We start from the raw sequence: 17,434 nt of genomic DNA, 5'->3' as shown, positions 1-17,434 counted from the left end.
GGCCGCATGACTACAGTTCCGAATTCTTCGCCTGCCCTGCGTGCCGACGGCCGCACCCCTGACCAGCTCCGCACCATCAGCATCACCCGCGGCTGGTCCAGCCAGGCCGAAGGATCAGCGCTGATCGAATTCGGCAACACCCGCGTGCTGTGCACGGCTTCCCTGACGGCGGGCGTGCCCCGCTGGCTGAAGGGCGAAGGCAAGGGCTGGGTCACGGCTGAATACGCCATGCTTCCGCGCGCCACGAACACCCGCAATGACCGCGAGTCGGTCAAGGGCAAGATTGGCGGCCGCACCCATGAGATCTCCCGCCTGATCGGCCGTTCACTGCGCTCGGTGATCGACACCCGCGCCCTCGGCGAAAATACCGTGGTCCTGGACTGCGACGTCCTGCAGGCCGACGGAGGCACCCGGACGGCCGCGATCACCGGCGCCTACGTGGCACTGGCGGACGCGCTCGCCTGGGCCAAGGAGAACAAGCTGGTGGCGCGCAATGCCAGCCCGCTGCTGGACACCGTTGCGGCCGTGAGCGTGGGAATCATCGACGGCGTCCCCATGCTTGACCTGCCCTACGTAGAAGATGTCCGCGCCGAAACGGACATGAACGTGGTGGTCACCGGAAGCGGAAAGTTCGTGGAAGTCCAGGGCACTGCCGAGGGTGCACCCTTCGACCGCGCTGAGCTGGATGCCCTGCTGGACCTGGCGCTGCTGGGCACTTCCCAGCTTGCCGAGATCCAGCGCGAGACCCTGGCCGCCTCGTGAACGCGGCGGCACCCCGGCTGGTGCTGGCCACGCGCAACGCCGGAAAACTGAAGGAACTGCGAGACCTGCTGCGCGGGCGGATCGACGGGCTCGACGTCGATACCCAGGTCATCGACGCCGAGACAGCCGGCGTCCCGGACGTGCCCGAAACCGGGGTCACGTTCGAAGCGAACTCGCTCCTGAAGGCACGCGCAGTCGCCGAAGCATCCGGACTCCCGGCCATAGCGGACGACTCAGGCCTGGCCGTGGACGTTCTTGGCGGGGCGCCGGGCATCTTCTCCGCCCGCTGGTCCGGCCTGCACGGCAATGACCAGGCCAACCTGGACCTGCTGCTGGCGCAGCTCTCCGACATCAGCGCCGAGCACCGCGGGGCGGCGTTTATCTGTGCGGCCGCCCTCGCTGTGCCCGGCGGAGAGGACGTCGTGGAACGCGGGGAACTGCGCGGCACCCTGCTCTCCGAACCCCGGGGTGCCGGCGGCTTTGGCTATGATCCCGTGCTCCAGCCGGAGGGAGAGACGCGCAGCTGTGCCGAGCTCTCCCGCGCCGAGAAGAATGCCATCAGCCACCGCGGCCAGGCGTTCCGGGCACTGCTTCCCGCCATCATCCGTGTGCTGGCGGCCCCGCCGGCCGGCAGCGACGCGTGATTTAGGCCACCGGACGGCGCCGCGGATCGGTGCGGCGCCGCTCCGGGGCCGCCGGGTTCGTTCTTGCCGGGCGGGGGAGTAGGGCACAATTGGTTCCGATATGAGTATCCTGATCAGCGCCGCAAGCGACCCCGCCAGTTCCCAATCGGCCCTGGGAGGGGTAGCCCAGTGGGCCGTGGACATCATGGAGGCCATCGGCGCTCCGGGTGCCGGCCTGGCGATCGCCCTGGAGAATCTCTTCCCGCCGCTGCCCAGCGAGGTCATCCTCCCGCTGGCCGGATTCGCCGCCAGCCAGGGAAACTTTTCCCTTGTCGAGGCCCTGATCTGGACGACGCTGGGCTCCGTCCTCGGTGCCTGGGCGCTGTACGGGCTGGGTGCCTGGCTCGGCCGGAACCGCATGCGCGCCATTGTCGAGAAGGTGCCGCTGGTTGATATCGAGGACGTGGACAAGGTTGAGGCCTGGTTCCTGAAACACGGCTACAAGGCCGTCTTCTTCGGCCGGATGATTCCCATTTTCAGGTCGCTGATCTCAATCCCCGCCGGCATCGAAAGGATGCCGCTGCTCAAGTTCCTTGGCCTCACCACCGCCGGCAGCCTGATCTGGAACAGCATCTTCGTGTTCTCCGGCTATTTCCTGGGCGAGAGCTGGCACATCGTCGAAGAGTATGCCGGCATTTTCCAGAAGATTGTCATAGCCGCCGTCCTCATCGCGGGCATCTGGTACGTCACGTCCAAGATCCGTTCCTACCGTCGGAGAAAGGCCCAGCGCGCGGCCGAAGAGTCCTGACGTGGGCGTCGATTTCACCGCCATTGATTTTGAAACAGCCAATGGTTTCCGGGGGTCGCCCTGTTCCGTTGGCCTGAGCAAGGTGCGCGGCGGCCGGATCGTGGAAGAGGCATCCTGGCTGATGCGCCCGCCGGCCGGGCACGACTTCTTTGACCGGCGGAACATCCGCATCCATGGCATCGAAGCCCACGAGGTCGCTGGAAAACCCCGGTTCGGCGAGCTGTTCCCGGAAATCGGAGCCTTCATTGGCGAGGACCTGCTGGTGGCCCATAACGCGGCCTTTGACCTGGGTGTCATCCGGTCCGCCCTGGAAGTCTCCGGCCTGCCCGCACCGTCATATGACTATGCCTGCACTGTGGTCCTGTCCCGGCGGACCTATTCGCTGCCTTCGCACTCGCTGCCTTTTGTAGCCGAGGCAGCGGGCGTTGCGCTGGAGAACCACCACGACGCCACGGCGGACGCCCGGGCGTGCGCCGGAATCCTCATCGACATCGTGGCGCGGTCAGGGGCCGGGAGCCTGTCGGAGTACTTCCTCCTGCAGGGCCTGCGGCCCAACCATGCACCGGCTTACCGGCCCGGAATCGACCCGCTCTCCAAGGCCACCCGGGACGCCCTGGAACGGGGAACCGGAACGGCGGCCGCGGCAGCAGCGTCGTCGTCCTTCAGCGGCTGGCCGTCCGAGGGAGTCAACCCGCCGCCGAACCCGGACGCCCGGCCGGGGCACCCGCTGTACGGGCAGACGGTGGTCTTTACCGGAAATCTGGGCATGCCCCGGCAGAGTGCCAAGGAACGGGCGGCCGAGCTGGGCGCACGTACCGCCAGCAACGTCACCCGGTCCACTACCGTCCTGGTGGTCGGCGACGGTTTCGAGGCAGGGGACCTGCGCAGCGGGCGGGTTACGGGCAAGGCGCGCCGTGTGCTGGAGCTGCATGACCGCGGACAGGACATCGAGGTGCTCTCAGAGGCCGAGTTCCTGCAAATGCTCGGCGGAACCTGGCCTGCCGGCAGCCAGTAAGCCACCGGGCAGGCCTGCCAGGGGGCCCGTCAGCCCGCGGTGACGCCGATGAAGGCGTCGGCCATCGAGGCCACCGTTTCTCCGGCGTCGATGGCCTGCAGCCAGTCCGCCGGGAGTGCGTCCATCCCGTACAGGACGCCGAGGATGTTTCCCGCCACCGAGGCAGTTGAGTCGCTGTCGCCGTCGTGGTTTACGGCCACAGCGACGGCGCGGCGGAAGTGTTCCTGCGGGGTGTCCGCGTCCGCTGCTGCCAATGCGGCATAAAGGCCGATGGCCAGCGCTTCCTCGGCAACCCAGCCTTCGCCCAGGGCCTGCTTCATTCGTTCCGGGGAAGGATGTGCCTCTCCGGCGCGCTCTTCGGCTGCCAGCCGGACGGCAGCTGCGACCCGTTCGGCGAGCTCGGGGACCCCGGAGGCCGTGGCCCGTTCCACGGCTGCCGCAGCGGCATCCCCAAGTGCTGCTCCTGAGGGAAGCAGGTCGTGGACCAGCGTGCTGAAGACCGCAGCGCTGTGCAGGGCCGAGGGATGGCCGTGGGTCAGGGCAGCGCCGTCGGCGCTGAACTTGTAGACGGTTTCGTCCGAAACGTAGGGGAGCAGGCCAAAGGGTGCTGAGCGCATCACGGTGCCGCACCCCTTGGACTCCGCGTTGACGGGCCTCTGCTTCGTGCCCATCTCGCCGGTCAGCAGACCGGACAGGCAGGCGTTGCCGGGGGCACGGCGGTGACGGAGCACCTCCTGCCCGTCGATCCAGCGGTCGGGCTGGTCCGGGGCGTTCGCGGGCAGGGCCTCGCCCTGCGTTTTGAGCCAGCGGAGGTAGGCAAGCCAGAGGCAGGCGGTCTCGTCGGCGCCTACTCCGTCATTGGCCCACTGCAGGACTTCCACCAAACCGTCAACGGTGTACAGGGTCATTTGGGTGTCGTCGGAAACCGGCGCCGGGGCATCCAGCTGGCTGAAGTCCGTCAGGCCGCCGGAGCCGAAGCGGGCGCGGATGCCGTTCAGGGAGTCGAATTCGACCGCGTATCCCAGGGCATCACCGAGGGCGCCTCCGAGCAGGCACGCACGGACCTTGGAACGGAAAAGGTCAGGATCTGCCTGCGGCAGGGGCACGGAATTGTTCACCTATCCAGCATAGGTCTCCGCCGGGGCCCATCCCTCGGGACGGCGCGCGTGTATGCTCAGTGCGCACCCAGCAGCCTCACAGGAAGCGGTGGAAGGCTGGGGTGTTTGCGCGGCCGGGGACCTGTCCACATACGGCGCGCGCACGGAACCACGTACTTCACCGACTGATAGGAATACTTCCCCCCATGACTGCAGAGCCACATATCCCAGCCGGTGCAAGCGCCGCAGCGGCCGAAGGCACCACCATCACGTCCCTGCGCTCCTACGGGATCCTGGGCCGCAGCATCGCGGAGGCGGCGGGTTCCTTCCTGCTGGTGCTCGCGGGTCTGGGCGTTTCCTTCTTCAACCCCTCCGGAGGACTGTCTGCTCCGCTCGCCTTCGGGCTGGTCCTTGCGGCCGCCATGGTCGCCTTCGGCTACATCTCAGGCGGGCATTTCCTGCCCACCATCACGCTTGGCTCTGCACTGGCCGGCCGCACGTCATGGAAGGCAGTGCTGCCGTACATCGTGGCGCAGCTGGTTGGTGCACTCTTTGCTGCCCTGATCCTCTGGGTCTCGATGACCGGACACCCGCAGATCCCGGAGACGCAGCCGTTCTTTGCCGCCGTTGCGAACGGTTTCGCCGAGAACTCTGCCACGCAGTTCCCGCTGGCCGGCGCGCTGCTGACCGAGGTCATCGCGGCCGCGCTCCTGACAGCGGTCTTCCTCGGCGCCGGAACGCGCCTTTCCAGCGCTGCCAGTGCCTTCGCCGTCGGCGTCACCTACGCCGCGCTCCTGACCTTCCTGGTCCCCATCACCGGCGGATCCATCAACCCCGCCCGCTCCACGGCGGTGGCAGTCTTCGCTGAGCCCTGGGCCATCCAGCAGCTCTGGCTTTTCTGGGTTGCACCGCTGCTGGGCGCGGCCATCACCGGCCTGATCTACCGCAGCCTTGATTTCGCCGTGCCCGCCGCAGCGGTAGTCGTCGAGGAAGAGATCGTCGAGGACGAGTTCCTTGAAGATGACGGCGAGCTCCCCTCCGAGGCCGCTGATAGCACCGCGGCTCCCGCGGCCGGCACTGCCCGGACCGAGGCAGACGACGCCGCTGCCCGCGGTTTCTTCGAAGCGGACGCACCCGGAAACTCCTCCGCTGAAGCCGGCTCCACCGAAGCTACCCGAGAAGACGGAGAGCAGGACGGCGGCAACGCCCCGGGCACACCCCGCTCCTAACTCCGTGCGGGTGCAACCGCACGTATTGCCGCCCGCAGGCGGCACAGCAGATCCGGCCGGTCAGTGCCCGCGAATCTGCTGTGTCACCGGCGGGCGGTAGTTTTATGGGTATGCGATTCCTGCACACTTCCGACTGGCACCTGGGCCGTTCATTCCACGGCGTGGGGATGCTCCACGCGCAGCACGCCTTCCTAGATCAGCTCCTGGAAACCGTCCGCAGCGAGGATGTTGATGCGGTCCTGATCTCCGGGGACGTCTATGACCGTGCCCTTCCCGGAGTGGACGTTGTGCGGCTGCTCGATGAAGCGCTTGCAGGCATCACCGCGGCCGGGGCAAAGGTAATCCTCACCAGCGGCAACCACGATTCCGCTGCCCGCCTGGGTTTCGGCGGCCGCATCTTCGAGCAGGGCGGAGTGCACCTCAGGACGGGCATCGACGCGATCACCTCCCCGGTGCTGCTGCGTGAAGGCACGGCCACAGTGGCGGTGTACGGCATCCCCTATCTTGAACCGCGGCTCGCAGCCCCTGAACTTGGCACCGATGTGCCGCCCAGCCATGCCGGTGTGCTTGGCGAGGCTGTTCGCAGGATCCGGATGGACGTCCAGGAGCGGCGGGAAGCCGGCGAGCCGGTCCTGCCGCTCGTCATGGCACACACCTTCGCCTCAGGCGGCATCACCTCGGACAGCGAGCGGGACCTGTCCGTCGGCGGTGTGGGAGCCGTACCCCTGGACCTGTTCAGCTCCTTCACCTACACCGCGCTGGGCCACCTGCACGGGCGGCAGGAGCTGGCCCCGAATGTCTGGTACAGCGGATCCCCGCTGCCGTACTCCTTCTCCGAAGCGCGTCAGGCAAAGGGGGGACTGCTCGTGGATACTGATGCGGCAGGACTGACGCAGGTCACACCCGTTCCGTGGAAGGCGCCGAAACGGCTGGCCGTACTCCGGGGAACACTCCAGGAACTGCTGGAAGACCCGGCACATGCCCATGCCGAGGACGCCTGGTGCCAGGTCACCCTGACCGATGACCAGCGCCCGGCCAAGGCCATGGAGCAGATCCGCACGCGGTTCCCTGACACCCTCGTGCTCTCCTTCGAACCCGCCTCCGGTCCGCGGGGCAGCAACGAGAGCTATAGCCGGAGGCTGGCCCGGGCAACGGACGACCTTGATGTCTGCTGCGGGTTCCTGGACCACGTGCGCTCACGGGAAGCCTCGGCCGAAGAGAAGGCTGTGTTCACCGAGGTACTGCAGAAAGTCAACGCAGTGGAGGCATCCAAATGAGGATCCACCGGCTTGAAATGCAGGCTTTCGGCCCATTCGCCAGCCGCCAGGTAATCGACTTCGACGAACTCGGCACGCAGGGACTCTTCCTGCTGAACGGGCCTACCGGCGCAGGCAAAACGAGTGTGCTGGACGCCGTCTGCTTCGCCCTCTACGGAGCGGTTCCGGGCGCGCGCCAGGAGGCACGGAAACTCCGCAGCGACCACGCCGCCCCCGGCGTCGCACCTGAAGTCCTCCTGGATTTCAGTGCCGGGGACCGTAGGTTCAAAGTGATCCGCAGCCCCCAGTGGGAGCGTCCGGCTAAGCGGGCCGGCAGCGCTACCGGAACAGTCACCGAACAAGCCCGCACCCTGCTCAGCGAACTGGTCCACGGGGAATGGGTGCAGAAAACCGCCCGCAATGATGAGGCCGCCACTGAGATTCAGGACCTGCTGGGCATGAGCCGCGAGCAGTTCACCCGTGTGGTCATGCTTCCGCAGGGGGACTTCGCAGCGTTCCTGCGCGCCGACGCGACCTCCCGTGCGGAGCTGCTGCAGAGGCTATTCGGGACCTGGCGCTATGAGGAGATCGAACAGCAGCTCAAGTCCGAGGCTGACGCCGCGAAGGCAGAGCTGTCCAAGTCGCAGGCCGACGCCGATCTCCTGCGCGCCCAGGCACAGAGCGAGGCTGAACGCTGCACCCGTCTGCTGGGGAGCCTGGAAGATGGCTCCGCCGTCGCGGCAGAACCTGGCACCGCGGATCAGGACCCTGCACAAGCGGGCTCAGGATGGATCAGTGCCGTACGCGCGGCAGTGACTGGCCGGCTTTGCTCCCTCCGGGTTGACCAGGCCGGAAAGATCTTCGGCTCCAAAGCGGCCGAGGACCTCCTGCACAGGCTTGAAGCGCGCCGTGCGCGGGGACTGGCCAGGCTCCAGCTCGAGGCCGAAGAACGCGAACATGCGGCGCGTCAGGCCGCCAGCGTCCCCAGACGGGCCCAGCTAGAGTCCCATCTGCTAGCGGAAGGCCTCAAAGGCTACCTGGACGCCCTCGGCTCCGCGGACCAGGGACTCCGGCGCGCGGAAGCCGCAGCCCAGAGTGCCATCACTGCCCTGGCGGCCGCCGCTGCTCCGGCGGGCCTGGGGGACCTCATCCCGGAATCCGCTGCCGCCCTGCCGGCACCGGGACCGCAGCTGCCGGACGCAGAGGCCTTAACCGAACTGGAGGAGCGCACCGCCAAGGAACTCTCCGCTGCGGAGAACGCACTGGCCGATGCTCAGCGGACTGCGGAACTCGCCGCGCTGAAAACCCGGGAAGCAGCACGGGAAACCCAGCTCCGTGCAGAAGCCGCAGAAGCGGAAGACACCGCTGCGGCGCTGCGGGAAGAACAAACGTCCCTGCGGTCGGCGTTGCCCGGACTGCGCTCCGGTGCCGCGCAGGCCGAGGCAGCCCGGCGACGGATCCAGGATGCGGACGGCACGCTGGAGGTGATCCGGAACTTCAAGGCCGCCAACACCGCTGCCCTACAATCAGCGGAGCGCGCGGCCGAGGCCCGCCAGGAGTACCAGGATGCGCGGGGGAGATGGCAGGACCTGCTCCAGCTGCGGCTGGACCAGGCAGCCGCGGAGCTGGCAGCGTCCCTCGAACCCGGACGGGATTGTCCCGTATGCGGAAGTGCCACCCACCCTGCGCCGGCGCCGCTGCCGGAGGGCGGGCAGTTCGTCTCCCGCGAGGAAGAGGCAGCAGCCCGGGTGGCCAGCAGCGCCGCAGAGAAGGATTGGGAGGAGGCACGTGCCGCGGCCGAGGCAGATGCATCGGCCGTAGCAGCCCTGCGTGCCCAGGGCGGGGAATCCGATCCGGACGAAGCGCGGACGGCACGTGAGCGGGCAGAGGAAGAGCTCCGCGCGGCGGAGGATGCGGCGGCCGGGCTCAGCGAGGCCGAAAAACGGCTTCAGGGAATCGAAACCGAACTCAGCCGGCTGGAGAAGACCCTGTCCGGCCTGCTCCAGGAAGCAGCCCAGGCACAAGCACGCGCCGACGCCGCCGAGGAAGAAACTGCCGAATTGGGCCGGCGGGGCTCGGGGGACCTCTCAGACCAGGAAGCACTCTCTGCCCGGCTCAGGCAGCTGGAGAACGTGCGCCGTCTCACCGCCGCAGCCAGGACTGCCCTCCAGGCCGCCGGGCAGGCCGGCGTCTTCCAGGCCGAAGCCGTCCGCACGCTGCAGAATGCGCTTGCCGGAACCGGTTTCCCGGATGCGGGCGCAGTCCGTGCCGCGCTGCTGCCGGTGGCCGAGGCCGAAGAACTGCGCGCCGAATTCGATACCCTCGACGCACAGGCTGCACGCCTGGCCATGCGCCGCGAAGATGAGGATGCGCTGGCACAGCTGGACAGTGACGGCGTTCCCGAACCCATGCCCGACGAAGAAGACGTCGCCGAGGCAGCCGAAGCTGCTGACGCGGCCCGCCAGGCAGTGTCGGACGGAGCAGTGCAGATCGGGCTGCTCGAAGGTTCGGCAGGGACCCTCGATGACCTCGCCGCCCGGCTGGCCGAGGCCGAGGCAGAAATGGAGCCGCTTCAGCGGCGCTGCAGCCTCCTCGCTTCCCTGAGCGATACCGCGCGCGGCAACGGGGAAAACAACTACCGGATGGCGTTGAGCACCTACGTCCTCGCGGCCCGTCTGGAGCAGGTGGCCGCCGCCGCCACAGAGCGGCTCGCGGCGATGACCGGGGGACGGTATTCGCTGGTGCATGACGACTCGAAATCCGGAAACCGGAAGGCAGGACTCGGCCTGCATGTCATCGACGACTGGACGGGCGTGCGCAGGGACACGTCGACCCTATCCGGCGGCGAGTCCTTTATGGCCTCCCTGGCCCTTGCGCTGGGCCTGGCGGACGTCGTCCAGCAGGAATCGGGCGGGACGAGCATGGAAACCCTCTTCGTTGACGAGGGATTCGGCAGCCTCGACGAGGAGGCACTGGAACAGGTGATGGACGCACTCGAAGGGCTGCGCGACGGCGGACGCATGGTTGGTCTGGTGAGCCACGTCAGCGAAATGAAGCAGCGGATCAGCGCACAGCTGCAGATCACCCGCGGCCGCAACGGATCAACCGTGAGCTACCGGACGGTGGATGCACTGCCCGTCTAACGCCCGGGGCTCACGCCGCCGACGAGACGTACGGATATGTCCAGCGTGGTGCACGCCCCGGGCTGTACGCCAGGAGCGAGCAGGCACCACACACGCATGCCCGGCGGGGTAGGATCGGCATGTATCCGGGTCGGGCGCATCGGGAGGAGGGACGATGCGCGCTTTTTGCCTGAACTGAGTACCGCATGAAACCCTTTACGTCTGATCAGCACTCCGGCGCCGACACCCCGCCATCCGCGGCCGCTGATGTGCCGGCCAAGGGGCGTTACGCCCGCATTCTGGAACTGGCCGGGCCCGCGTTCTTCTCCATTGCCTTCCTGGCCCGCCTTCCGCTGGCGATGATCACCATCGGCGGCCTGACTTTGGTCACCAGCATTTCCGGATCCTATGCCCAGGGCGGTTTCACCGCAGGGGCCGTTGGAGTTGGATCCGCCCTCGGCGGTCCGGCCCTTGGCTACCTCGCGGACCGCATTGGCCAGCGCAAGGTGCTGCTGGCTGCCGCCGTCGCCAATCCGCTGCTCATCACTGCCGTGATACTGGCTGCCCTGCAGCTTCCCGACGGCGGCCCGTTTGCTGCCGTCCTTGCCGCGGCGTTCGGCATGGGAGCCACCGGTCCGCAGGTGGGACCGCTGGCAAGGGTCCGCTGGATGGCGCTCACCTCCCGGGACCGGACCGGACGGGAAATGGGCACTGCCCTGTCCTACGAAAGCATGGCTGATGAACTCAGCTTCGTGCTTGGCCCTGCACTCGTGGGCCTGCTGGCCGCCGCAGTTGCCCCCTGGCTTCCCCTCGCGCTGGCGGCTGTGCTTTCCGCCTCGATGGTAAGTGCGTTCGCCTTCCACCGCTCGGCAGCCGTCGTTGTCCCCGCCCCCCGGCGCATCAGGGAGAAGACGCCGGTACCGAGGGGGCGGGCCGCCCGCGGCAGCACCTCCTGGGGCCTGCTGATGCTGCCGATCCTGGGCATGGTGGCCATGGGCACCTTCTTCGGGTCAGCCCAGGCTTCACTGGCTGCCTTTGGCGGAACGTTTGGCGCCGCGGACGCCGCAGGCCTGCTCTACTCGATCATGGGGATCAGCTCTGCCGCAGCCGCACTGTCCGTGGCGTTCTGGCCCCAGCGGTTCAGCCAGTCCGCCCGCTGGGTGGTAGCGGCCGCAGCCATGACCGCTGCGGCGCTGCTCCTGCTGGTGCCCTCGGGCATCCCCGGAATGCTTGCCGTCCTGTTCATTCTGGGCATCCCCGTGGGCCCCACCATGGTCAGCATCTTCGGCATCGGAGCGGAGCTGGCACCACGTCATTTGATGGGCACCTTCATGACGCTGCTGGCCAGCGGCACGGTTGCCGGCACCGCAGTGGGTTCGGGGCTGGCCGGACCGCTGGCAGAAGCTTTCGGCCATCCGGCAGCGTTTCTGGTCACTGCAGGTGCAGCGGCATCGCTGCTCATCCTGGGTCTGGCTTCTGCCCTGGCCGTCAGGCGGGCAAGGAACCAAACAGCATAGCCCGGTGCGGGCAGGAAGAACGGCTCTGCAGGCACCGCCCGGGTAACATTACGCGGCCGGTCTCGATTGTGTTTCCAATCACATAAATTCCTTGACGGAGGGTGACGCATTTCATAGCGTTTACCTGTAGAACTTTTGTTCAACATGCGAACAACTCAGTAAAACCACGGGTTTGAGGGATGGCAGTTGAACCGGGGTTTTCGCCCTGCGGCCGTCTTCGCGGGGTTCCACCGTACAAGGAGCGCTTTAAGTGAAACGCAATGCCCCCGTCCTCCTGGCCGCAGCGGCCGCTTTGACCCTCAGTGCCTGTGGAGGCGGATCCCTTTCCGGAGACGAAAGCACGTCCGATGCAGGAGGCGCCTCCGGTCTCACCACCCTCTCGGTGGGAATTATGCCAATCGTGGATACCGCCCCTATTTGGCTGGGCAAGGAGCAGGGATTCTTTGAGGCCGAAGGCCTGGACCTGGATATCCAGACCACCACCGGCGGGGCGGCTGCCGTGCCGGGCGTGGTGAGCGGAGACTTCGACTTTGCCTTTGGCAACGTCGTTTCCGTCATGGTCGCCAATGACAAGGGTCTGGACATCGAGCTGGTCTCGAACGGTAATTCAACCACCGGGGACACTTCTTCGGACTTCGGGGCCGTCGTCGTCCCCGCCGGATCGGATATCCAAACTGCGGCAGACCTGGCCGGCAAGACGGTTTCCGTCAATAACCTTTCAAACATCGGTGATACCACCATCCGGAAGCTCGTGGAGAACGCGGGCGGGGACCAGGAAAGCATCAAGTTCGTCGAGGTGGCTTTCCCCGACGCGCCCGCCGCCATTGAGTCCGGCCAGGTTGACGCCGCCTGGATCCTGGATCCCTTCCTGACCCAGACCGTCGAGAATGGCGCCCGGGTCATTGCCTACAACTTCGCGGAAACGCACCCGAGCCTGGACATCAGCGGCTACTTCACCACCTCCGCGTACATCCAGGAGAATCCGGAGACTGTCGAAAAGTTCACCCGCGCCATGAAGAAGTCGCTGGAGTACGCACAGGAAAACCCTGACGCGGTCCGGGAAATCGTAGGGACCTACACCAAGATCGACGAAGAAATGCGCGCCAAGATGGTCCTGCCTGCCTTCCACGCAGACTTCGACCGAGAAGGCCTGACGATTCTCGGAGAAGCAGCAGCCAGCTACGGCACGCTGTCCAAGGCACCGGACCTGGACGCCATGCTGCCGGCACAGGACTAGCAGCGAGCCCCCTCCGCCCGGTTCGAGAAGAACGAGAGCATATGAAATCCGCAAAACGTCTCCCCACGGGGCCGTTGCTGGGGCTGGCCGGAATCCTCGGGTTCCTGCTGACCTGGGAACTGATTCCCCGGCTTGGAGTGGTCAACCCCCGATTCCTGCCTCCGGCCAGTGAGGTGCTGGGAGTCTTCATCAACAACCTCGGCCTTGGTGCGTTCTGGGCCGCCGTGGTTGACACCATGACGGGCTGGTTCCTTGGGCTGTTGATTGCCACCGTTGCTGCGGTGGTCCTGGGCCTGGTGATCGGTTCCAGCAACTTCCTCCGCAAGGCAACCAACTCCACCATCGAATTCCTCCGCCCCATCCCGTCGGTGGCCCTGATTCCGCTGGCCGTCCTGCTGTTCGGCTTCCGCATCGAATCGACGCTGCTGCTGGTGGTGTACGCATCCTTCTGGCAGGTCCTGATCCAGGTCCTGTACGGGGTAGCGGATGTGGACCCGGTGGCCAACAACACGGCCAAGAGTTTCGGCCTGGGCCGCATGGCAAGGATCCGCTACGTCGTGTGGCCCACCACCCTTCCGTACCTGATGACCGGCGTCCGGCTTGCCGCTGCCGTTGCCCTGATCCTGGCTATCACGGCGAGCCTGATCATCGGTTCGCCCGGACTGGGCAAGGAGATTGCCAACGCACAGTCCGGCGGCGCAATTGCCCAGATGTACGCTCTGGTGCTGACCACCGGTGTGCTGGGCATCCTGATCAACATGGGCATGCGCGTGGTTGAACGCCGCACGTTGTCCTGGCACAGCTCGGTCCGCGGGGAGGTAGTGGTATGAACACGCTCAAGAAAGCGGGCTACCTTGTAGGCCTGCCGGCGCTGCTGATCTTCATCTGGTGGTTCAGCACCCAGGGCAGCACAAACTTCTTCGTCCCGAAACCGGGCACCCTGGTTGAGAAGTTCGTGACGGTGTGGACCTGGGACCGCTTCATGGCGGACGTGCTGCCGAGCCTCATTCGCCTGGTAGCGGGCATTGCGCTGGCCATTGTGCTCGGCACCGCCCTGGGCATCCTCGTGGGCACCAACCGCTGGCTGCGCAGCCTGCTGGAACCGGTGCTCGAATTCTTCCGGGCAATCCCTCCGCCAGTGCTCATCCCGGTGCTGATGCTGCTGATCGGCATCAATGACCAGATGAAGATCGCGGTCATTGTCTCCGGCTGCATCTGGCCGGTCCTTCTGAACACCATTGAGGGCGTCCGCGCCGTCGACGGCGTGCTCAGCGATTCCGCCCGCACCTTCCGCATCAGCGGGTTTGCCCGGCTGCGTTACCTGGTGCTTCCCAGTGCCAGCCCGCAGATCATGGCCGGCGTCCGCCAGTGCCTGTCAATCGGCCTGATCCTCATGGTCATCTCGGAGATGTTTGCGTCCTCCGAGGGCCTGGGCTTCACCATCGTCCAGTTCCAGCGGTCCTTCGCTATCCCCGAAATGTGGAGCGGCATTGTGGTCCTTGGCCTGATCGGCGTGGCCATGTCATTTTTGTTCCAGTGGTCCGAACGCCGCATCCTCGGCTGGTACCACGGTTTGAGAGAGGTAGAACATGCAGAGTAATCCCACGGAAGGCTCCGTCCAGCCGCTGCTGTCGGTCCGGGGCGTCCAGAAGATCTACAAGGTCGACGCGGGGGAGATCGAAGCTGTCCGCAACCTGACCTTCGACCTTCGCCCGGGTGAGCTCGTCTGCCTGGTTGGCCCTTCGGGCAGCGGCAAGACCACCCTGTTGAAGATCATCGCCGGCCTGATGGCACCTACCTCCGGTGAGGTGGTCCTGGCGGGAAAGAAAGTCACCGAACCGCCCAAGGACATGGCAGTGGTGTTCCAGGAATACGGGCGGAGCCTCTTCCCCTGGATGACGGTCCGCGGCAACGTGGAGCTCCCCCTCAAGAACGCGGGGATCGCCAAGGCCGAGCGCAACCAGCTTGTGGACGATGCCCTGGAGGCCGTTGGCCTGGCGCACGTGCCCACCAGCTACCCGTGGCAGCTCTCCGGCGGCATGCAGCAGCGTGTGGCTATCGCCCGCGCCGTGGCGTACCAGCCCAAGGTACTGCTGATGGACGAGCCGTTTGCCGCCGTCGACGCCCAGACGCGTGCCGATCTTGAGGACTTGGTGCGCAGTGTCTGGGAGAAGCTCGGCGTCACGATCCTGTTCGTCACGCACGACATTGACGAGTCCGTCTATCTCGGGGAGCGGGTCGTGGTTCTGTCCAGCTCGCCCACGGTGGTGCAGGAAGACATCGTGATCGACCTTCCGGAGAAGCGCGACCAGCTCACCACCCGGTCGCTTCCGCGCTTCGTTGAGCTCCGCAACCACGTGTACGAGCAGATCCAGATTGCCAAGCAGAACAAGGGCCAGGCTGCTCCCGCGGCGTCGGCCGCGCCACGGACTACAGTCCCGCACGTCTCGGCGGCTACCCACGGGGTGCTGGCTGACGGCGGCGGCTCCGGGGACGGTTCGTAGCCCGCAGCCAGGACGGCTGCGGCACAGGGCCGGTGGTTTCTTCCTTGGGGGGAGGAAACCACCGGCCCTGTGCTGTGTGCGGCGGGTGGCCTAGTATCAAAAGCCAGGCACCTGCCTGCCGGTTTGGCTCGCAGGTCACTTCAGGAGAGGAACACCATGGCTGATGCAGGCAAGGGAACACCCGAAGAGCAGGACAAGAACGGCGGAGCGGGCCCGGAAGGCACCATCCCCGATTCAGGTGACGGGGTAGCCGCGTCCAGCACGGAGGAAGCATCCAACTTCGAACCTGAAGAGGATGCCGACGCCGATTCCTGACCCGCCGGGGCCGGGCCGGAAGGCCTAGCCCAGGCTCGGGGCGTGCGTGGGTGGCAGCGGGATGTAGATGTTACCCGTTGTCACTCCGCCCGTGCAGACTTCTTCGGCGTCCGGCTCTTCGTCGTCAGCATGCGGGATGGCCGTCTCCGGCTCTACAGCGAGGGCGCGAAGCGCCGAAGCTGCCTCGTGCGCGGCCGGCCGGGCATCCGGGAGCCGGTTGGTCATGGCACGGAGCAGGTCCACCCAATCCGGACCGAGGGAGTCGGGGATTTCGGGATCGCGGAGCAGCCGAGCAACAGCGGCTTCGACAATCGGGCCCGGGAAGGCCTTTTCGCCGGTCAGCGACTCAAGCAGCACGAGTCCCAGGGAGTAGATGTCAGTGGACGGAGCTACCGTCCCGCCCTGCGCCTGTTCCGGGCTGAGGTAGTTGGCGGTGCCGATGGTGGCGCCGTGCGCGGTGGCGACCGTAGCCTCGACGAGCCGCGCGATGCCGAAGTCGGTGAGCTTGGGATAGAGGCGTGAATCGTGTTCCTGGGGGAAGAGCAGGATGTTCGCCGGCTTCACGTCCCGGTGGATCACGCCTTTGGAGTGCACGTAGGCCAGTGCGTCAGCCAGGTCTGCTCCCAGGGAGGCCACTGATACGGCCGGCAACGGACCGGATTTGAGGGTGCGGCGCAGGTCCGGACCATCCACCAGTTCCATGACGAGGTAGTTCAGCACCTGGCCGTCTTCCTCGCGGTGCAGGCCGGCGTCCAGCAGCGTGACCAGTCCGGGATGGTTCAGGGTTGCCAGGAGCAGGGTTTCGGTGTGCTGGCGGCGGTAGTCGTCATCCTCCTGCACGGTGGGGCGGAAGACCTTGACGGCAACTTCGCGGCCCAGGTTCTCATCCATCGCCCGGTGCACGGAAGCAGCGCCACCGGTGCCGATCAGGTCGGTGGTGCGGTAACGCTGCCCCAGGAATAAGTCCACGGGCGTCCTCACTTAAGGTTGAAACTGCGGGGATGGAACATGGATGGATGCTGCACCAAATGGTCGAAGGTAAATCGAAAGCACACTTAGTAATTCAGTTTCAGTGTACTGACTATTCGATCCTATCCTGCGCAGACACCCCTCCAGCTCCGATTTGACCCGCCGTAACCAACTCTTGACCTTAAGAGAGGGGCTGGATGTCCAGGAACTCGACGGCAGCGTTTTTGAAGGCCCGGGACGTCACGGCGTTGGCATGCCGGCGGCCGGGCAGCAGGAGGAGGTCGGCCTGCCCGTTGAGCGCTGCCAGATCCGGTGCCGTGACGGCCAGCTCATCCTGTTCCCCGGCAACCAGCAGCAGCCGCATGGGCGGGACGGCTGATTCCGGACGGAAGGGTTCGTCCTTGATCGCCTCGATCAGTGTCAGCAGGGCCTCGAGGTTATTGCTGGGCACAAGCTGGGCCATGCGCAGCAGGTCTGCGCTCACGGGATCTGCCAGCGGCGTCCCGTCCGCCAGGAACTGCCGGGCACCGTCCAGGTCGAAGTCAGCCAGCGGGTCTCCCGCTCCCGGTCCGCCCAGCACCATGCGGTGCACCAGGTCCGGAGCGGCTGCACCCAGTTCCCATGCGAGCCGCGAACCCAGCGAGTAACCGACTACGTCCACTCCGGAGGAAGGGTCGTCTTCGGTGAGCGGGCGCACGCCTGCCTCTGCGAGCAGGTCCAGCAGCCGGGCCCGGATCCGGCTGGGGGAGTAGTGCTCCCGTTCCCGGGGCGCCTCGCTGCGGCCGTGTCCAGGCAGGTCCACCGTCAGGACGCGCCGTCCGGCGCCGGTCAGCGCGGTGATCCAGCCCGTGGATTCCCAGTTCAGCTCTGTTGACGAGGCAAATCCGTGCAGCACGAGCACCGGACGCAGGGAAGTGCCGCCGTCGGGCTCGTGGACTTGGGTGTACAGGGCAGGGGAGGTGCCGATGCCTGTGCCCACG

At 66.5% G+C, this 17,434-nt stretch carries 16 protein-coding genes; 13 read left to right on the top strand and 3 right to left on the bottom strand.

The features are described from left to right. Positions 1–6: 6 nt before the first annotated feature. The 4 genes from rph (at position 7) to GD628_RS00290 (ending at position 3,208) form a co-directional block, all read left to right on the top strand. Positions 7–762 carry a ribonuclease PH gene (gene rph, locus GD628_RS00305; RefSeq protein ID WP_091603533.1) on the top strand — a complete coding sequence of 252 codons (756 nt, stop codon included), beginning with the start codon at positions 7–9 and terminating at the stop codon, positions 760–762. Further along, positions 759–1,406 carry an RdgB/HAM1 family non-canonical purine NTP pyrophosphatase gene (gene rdgB / locus GD628_RS00300; protein WP_152273506.1) on the top strand — a complete coding sequence of 216 codons (648 nt, stop codon included), beginning with the start codon at positions 759–761 and terminating at the stop codon, positions 1,404–1,406. The genes rph and rdgB overlap by 4 nt, the downstream gene beginning before the upstream one ends. 100 nt (positions 1,407–1,506) lie before the next feature. After that, positions 1,507–2,193 (top strand): DedA family protein, encoded by a 687-nt coding sequence (locus GD628_RS00295; protein WP_152273505.1) that lies wholly within the window; start codon positions 1,507–1,509, stop codon positions 2,191–2,193. 1 nt (position 2,194) lies between these two features. Then, positions 2,195–3,208 carry a 3'-5' exonuclease gene (locus GD628_RS00290; protein WP_152273504.1) on the top strand — a complete coding sequence of 338 codons (1,014 nt, stop codon included), beginning with the start codon at positions 2,195–2,197 and terminating at the stop codon, positions 3,206–3,208. A 29-nt stretch (positions 3,209–3,237) separates the two neighbouring features. On the opposite strand, the gene GD628_RS00285 is transcribed toward GD628_RS00290, so the two are convergent. Then, positions 3,238–4,326 (bottom strand): ADP-ribosylglycohydrolase family protein, encoded by a 1,089-nt coding sequence (locus tag GD628_RS00285; protein WP_226802275.1) that lies wholly within the window; start codon positions 4,324–4,326, stop codon positions 3,238–3,240. 185 nt (positions 4,327–4,511) lie between these two features. Here GD628_RS00285 and GD628_RS00280 point away from each other — a divergent pair, with 185 nt between their 5' ends. The 9 genes from GD628_RS00280 (at position 4,512) to GD628_RS16415 (ending at position 15,485) form a co-directional block, all read left to right on the top strand. Then, entirely contained in the window at positions 4,512–5,534 is a 1,023-nt protein-coding gene (locus tag GD628_RS00280; RefSeq protein ID WP_152273503.1) for an MIP/aquaporin family protein, read from the top strand. A gap of 110 nt (positions 5,535–5,644) precedes the next feature. Continuing rightward, positions 5,645–6,811 carry an exonuclease SbcCD subunit D gene (locus tag GD628_RS00275; protein WP_152273502.1) on the top strand — a complete coding sequence of 389 codons (1,167 nt, stop codon included), beginning with the start codon at positions 5,645–5,647 and terminating at the stop codon, positions 6,809–6,811. After that, positions 6,808–9,933, top strand: a complete 3,126-nt coding sequence (locus GD628_RS00270; RefSeq protein WP_152273501.1) for an AAA family ATPase — start codon at positions 6,808–6,810, stop codon at positions 9,931–9,933. Before GD628_RS00275 ends, GD628_RS00270 begins: the two co-directional genes overlap by 4 nt. A 185-nt stretch (positions 9,934–10,118) precedes the next feature. Further along, positions 10,119–11,429 carry an MFS transporter gene (locus GD628_RS00265; protein ID WP_226802274.1) on the top strand — a complete coding sequence of 437 codons (1,311 nt, stop codon included), beginning with the start codon at positions 10,119–10,121 and terminating at the stop codon, positions 11,427–11,429. Between the two features lie 250 nt (positions 11,430–11,679). Further along, a complete protein-coding gene (locus GD628_RS00260) occupies positions 11,680–12,666 on the top strand; it encodes an ABC transporter substrate-binding protein (protein ID WP_091603554.1) in 987 nt (328 codons plus the stop codon). 41 nt (positions 12,667–12,707) lie between these two features. Further along, on the top strand, positions 12,708–13,496 hold the full coding sequence (locus tag GD628_RS00255) for an ABC transporter permease (protein ID WP_091603557.1): 789 nt from the start codon (positions 12,708–12,710) through the stop codon (positions 13,494–13,496). Next, positions 13,493–14,266, top strand: coding sequence for an ABC transporter permease (locus tag GD628_RS00250; RefSeq protein ID WP_091603561.1), 774 nt, complete (start codon positions 13,493–13,495; stop codon positions 14,264–14,266). Before GD628_RS00255 ends, GD628_RS00250 begins: the two co-directional genes overlap by 4 nt. Further along, entirely contained in the window at positions 14,256–15,170 is a 915-nt protein-coding gene (locus GD628_RS00245; RefSeq protein ID WP_091603564.1) for an ABC transporter ATP-binding protein, read from the top strand. Before GD628_RS00250 ends, GD628_RS00245 begins: the two co-directional genes overlap by 11 nt. Positions 15,171–15,326: 156 nt before the next feature. Further along, positions 15,327–15,485 (top strand): hypothetical protein, encoded by a 159-nt coding sequence (locus GD628_RS16415; protein ID WP_193313159.1) that lies wholly within the window; start codon positions 15,327–15,329, stop codon positions 15,483–15,485. 24 nt (positions 15,486–15,509) lie between these two features. On the opposite strand, the gene GD628_RS00240 is transcribed toward GD628_RS16415, so the two are convergent. Together GD628_RS00240 and GD628_RS00235 are read right to left on the bottom strand one after the other, a co-directional pair. Continuing rightward, entirely contained in the window at positions 15,510–16,454 is a 945-nt protein-coding gene (locus tag GD628_RS00240) for a serine/threonine-protein kinase (RefSeq protein WP_152273500.1), read from the bottom strand. 181 nt (positions 16,455–16,635) lie between these two features. Next, complete coding sequence (locus tag GD628_RS00235) at positions 16,636–17,433, bottom strand: alpha/beta fold hydrolase (RefSeq protein ID WP_152273499.1); 798 nt, start codon at positions 17,431–17,433, stop codon at positions 16,636–16,638. Position 17,434 lies beyond the last annotated feature (1 nt).

This window comes from Arthrobacter koreensis (assembly GCF_009193255.1).
GTDB classification, from domain to species: Bacteria; Actinomycetota; Actinomycetes; order Actinomycetales; family Micrococcaceae; genus Arthrobacter_B; species Arthrobacter_B koreensis.
Note: the sequence above shows the minus strand (reverse complement) of the source record. Positions and strands in the feature narration are given on the sequence as shown.

Coding starts and splice junctions, on each gene's coding strand:
- rph (WP_091603533.1), top strand. CDS start 7: ATGACTACAGTTCCGAATTCTTCGCCTGCCCTGCGTGCCGACGGCCGC.
- GD628_RS00295 (WP_152273505.1), top strand. CDS start 1,507: ATGAGTATCCTGATCAGCGCCGCAAGCGACCCCGCCAGTTCCCAATCG.
- GD628_RS00280 (WP_152273503.1), top strand. CDS start 4,512: ATGACTGCAGAGCCACATATCCCAGCCGGTGCAAGCGCCGCAGCGGCC.
- GD628_RS00275 (WP_152273502.1), top strand. CDS start 5,645: ATGCGATTCCTGCACACTTCCGACTGGCACCTGGGCCGTTCATTCCAC.
- GD628_RS00270 (WP_152273501.1), top strand. CDS start 6,808: ATGAGGATCCACCGGCTTGAAATGCAGGCTTTCGGCCCATTCGCCAGC.
- GD628_RS00265 (WP_226802274.1), top strand. CDS start 10,119: ATGAAACCCTTTACGTCTGATCAGCACTCCGGCGCCGACACCCCGCCA.
- GD628_RS00255 (WP_091603557.1), top strand. CDS start 12,708: ATGAAATCCGCAAAACGTCTCCCCACGGGGCCGTTGCTGGGGCTGGCC.
- GD628_RS00250 (WP_091603561.1), top strand. CDS start 13,493: ATGAACACGCTCAAGAAAGCGGGCTACCTTGTAGGCCTGCCGGCGCTG.
- GD628_RS00245 (WP_091603564.1), top strand. CDS start 14,256: ATGCAGAGTAATCCCACGGAAGGCTCCGTCCAGCCGCTGCTGTCGGTC.
- GD628_RS16415 (WP_193313159.1), top strand. CDS start 15,327: ATGGCTGATGCAGGCAAGGGAACACCCGAAGAGCAGGACAAGAACGGC.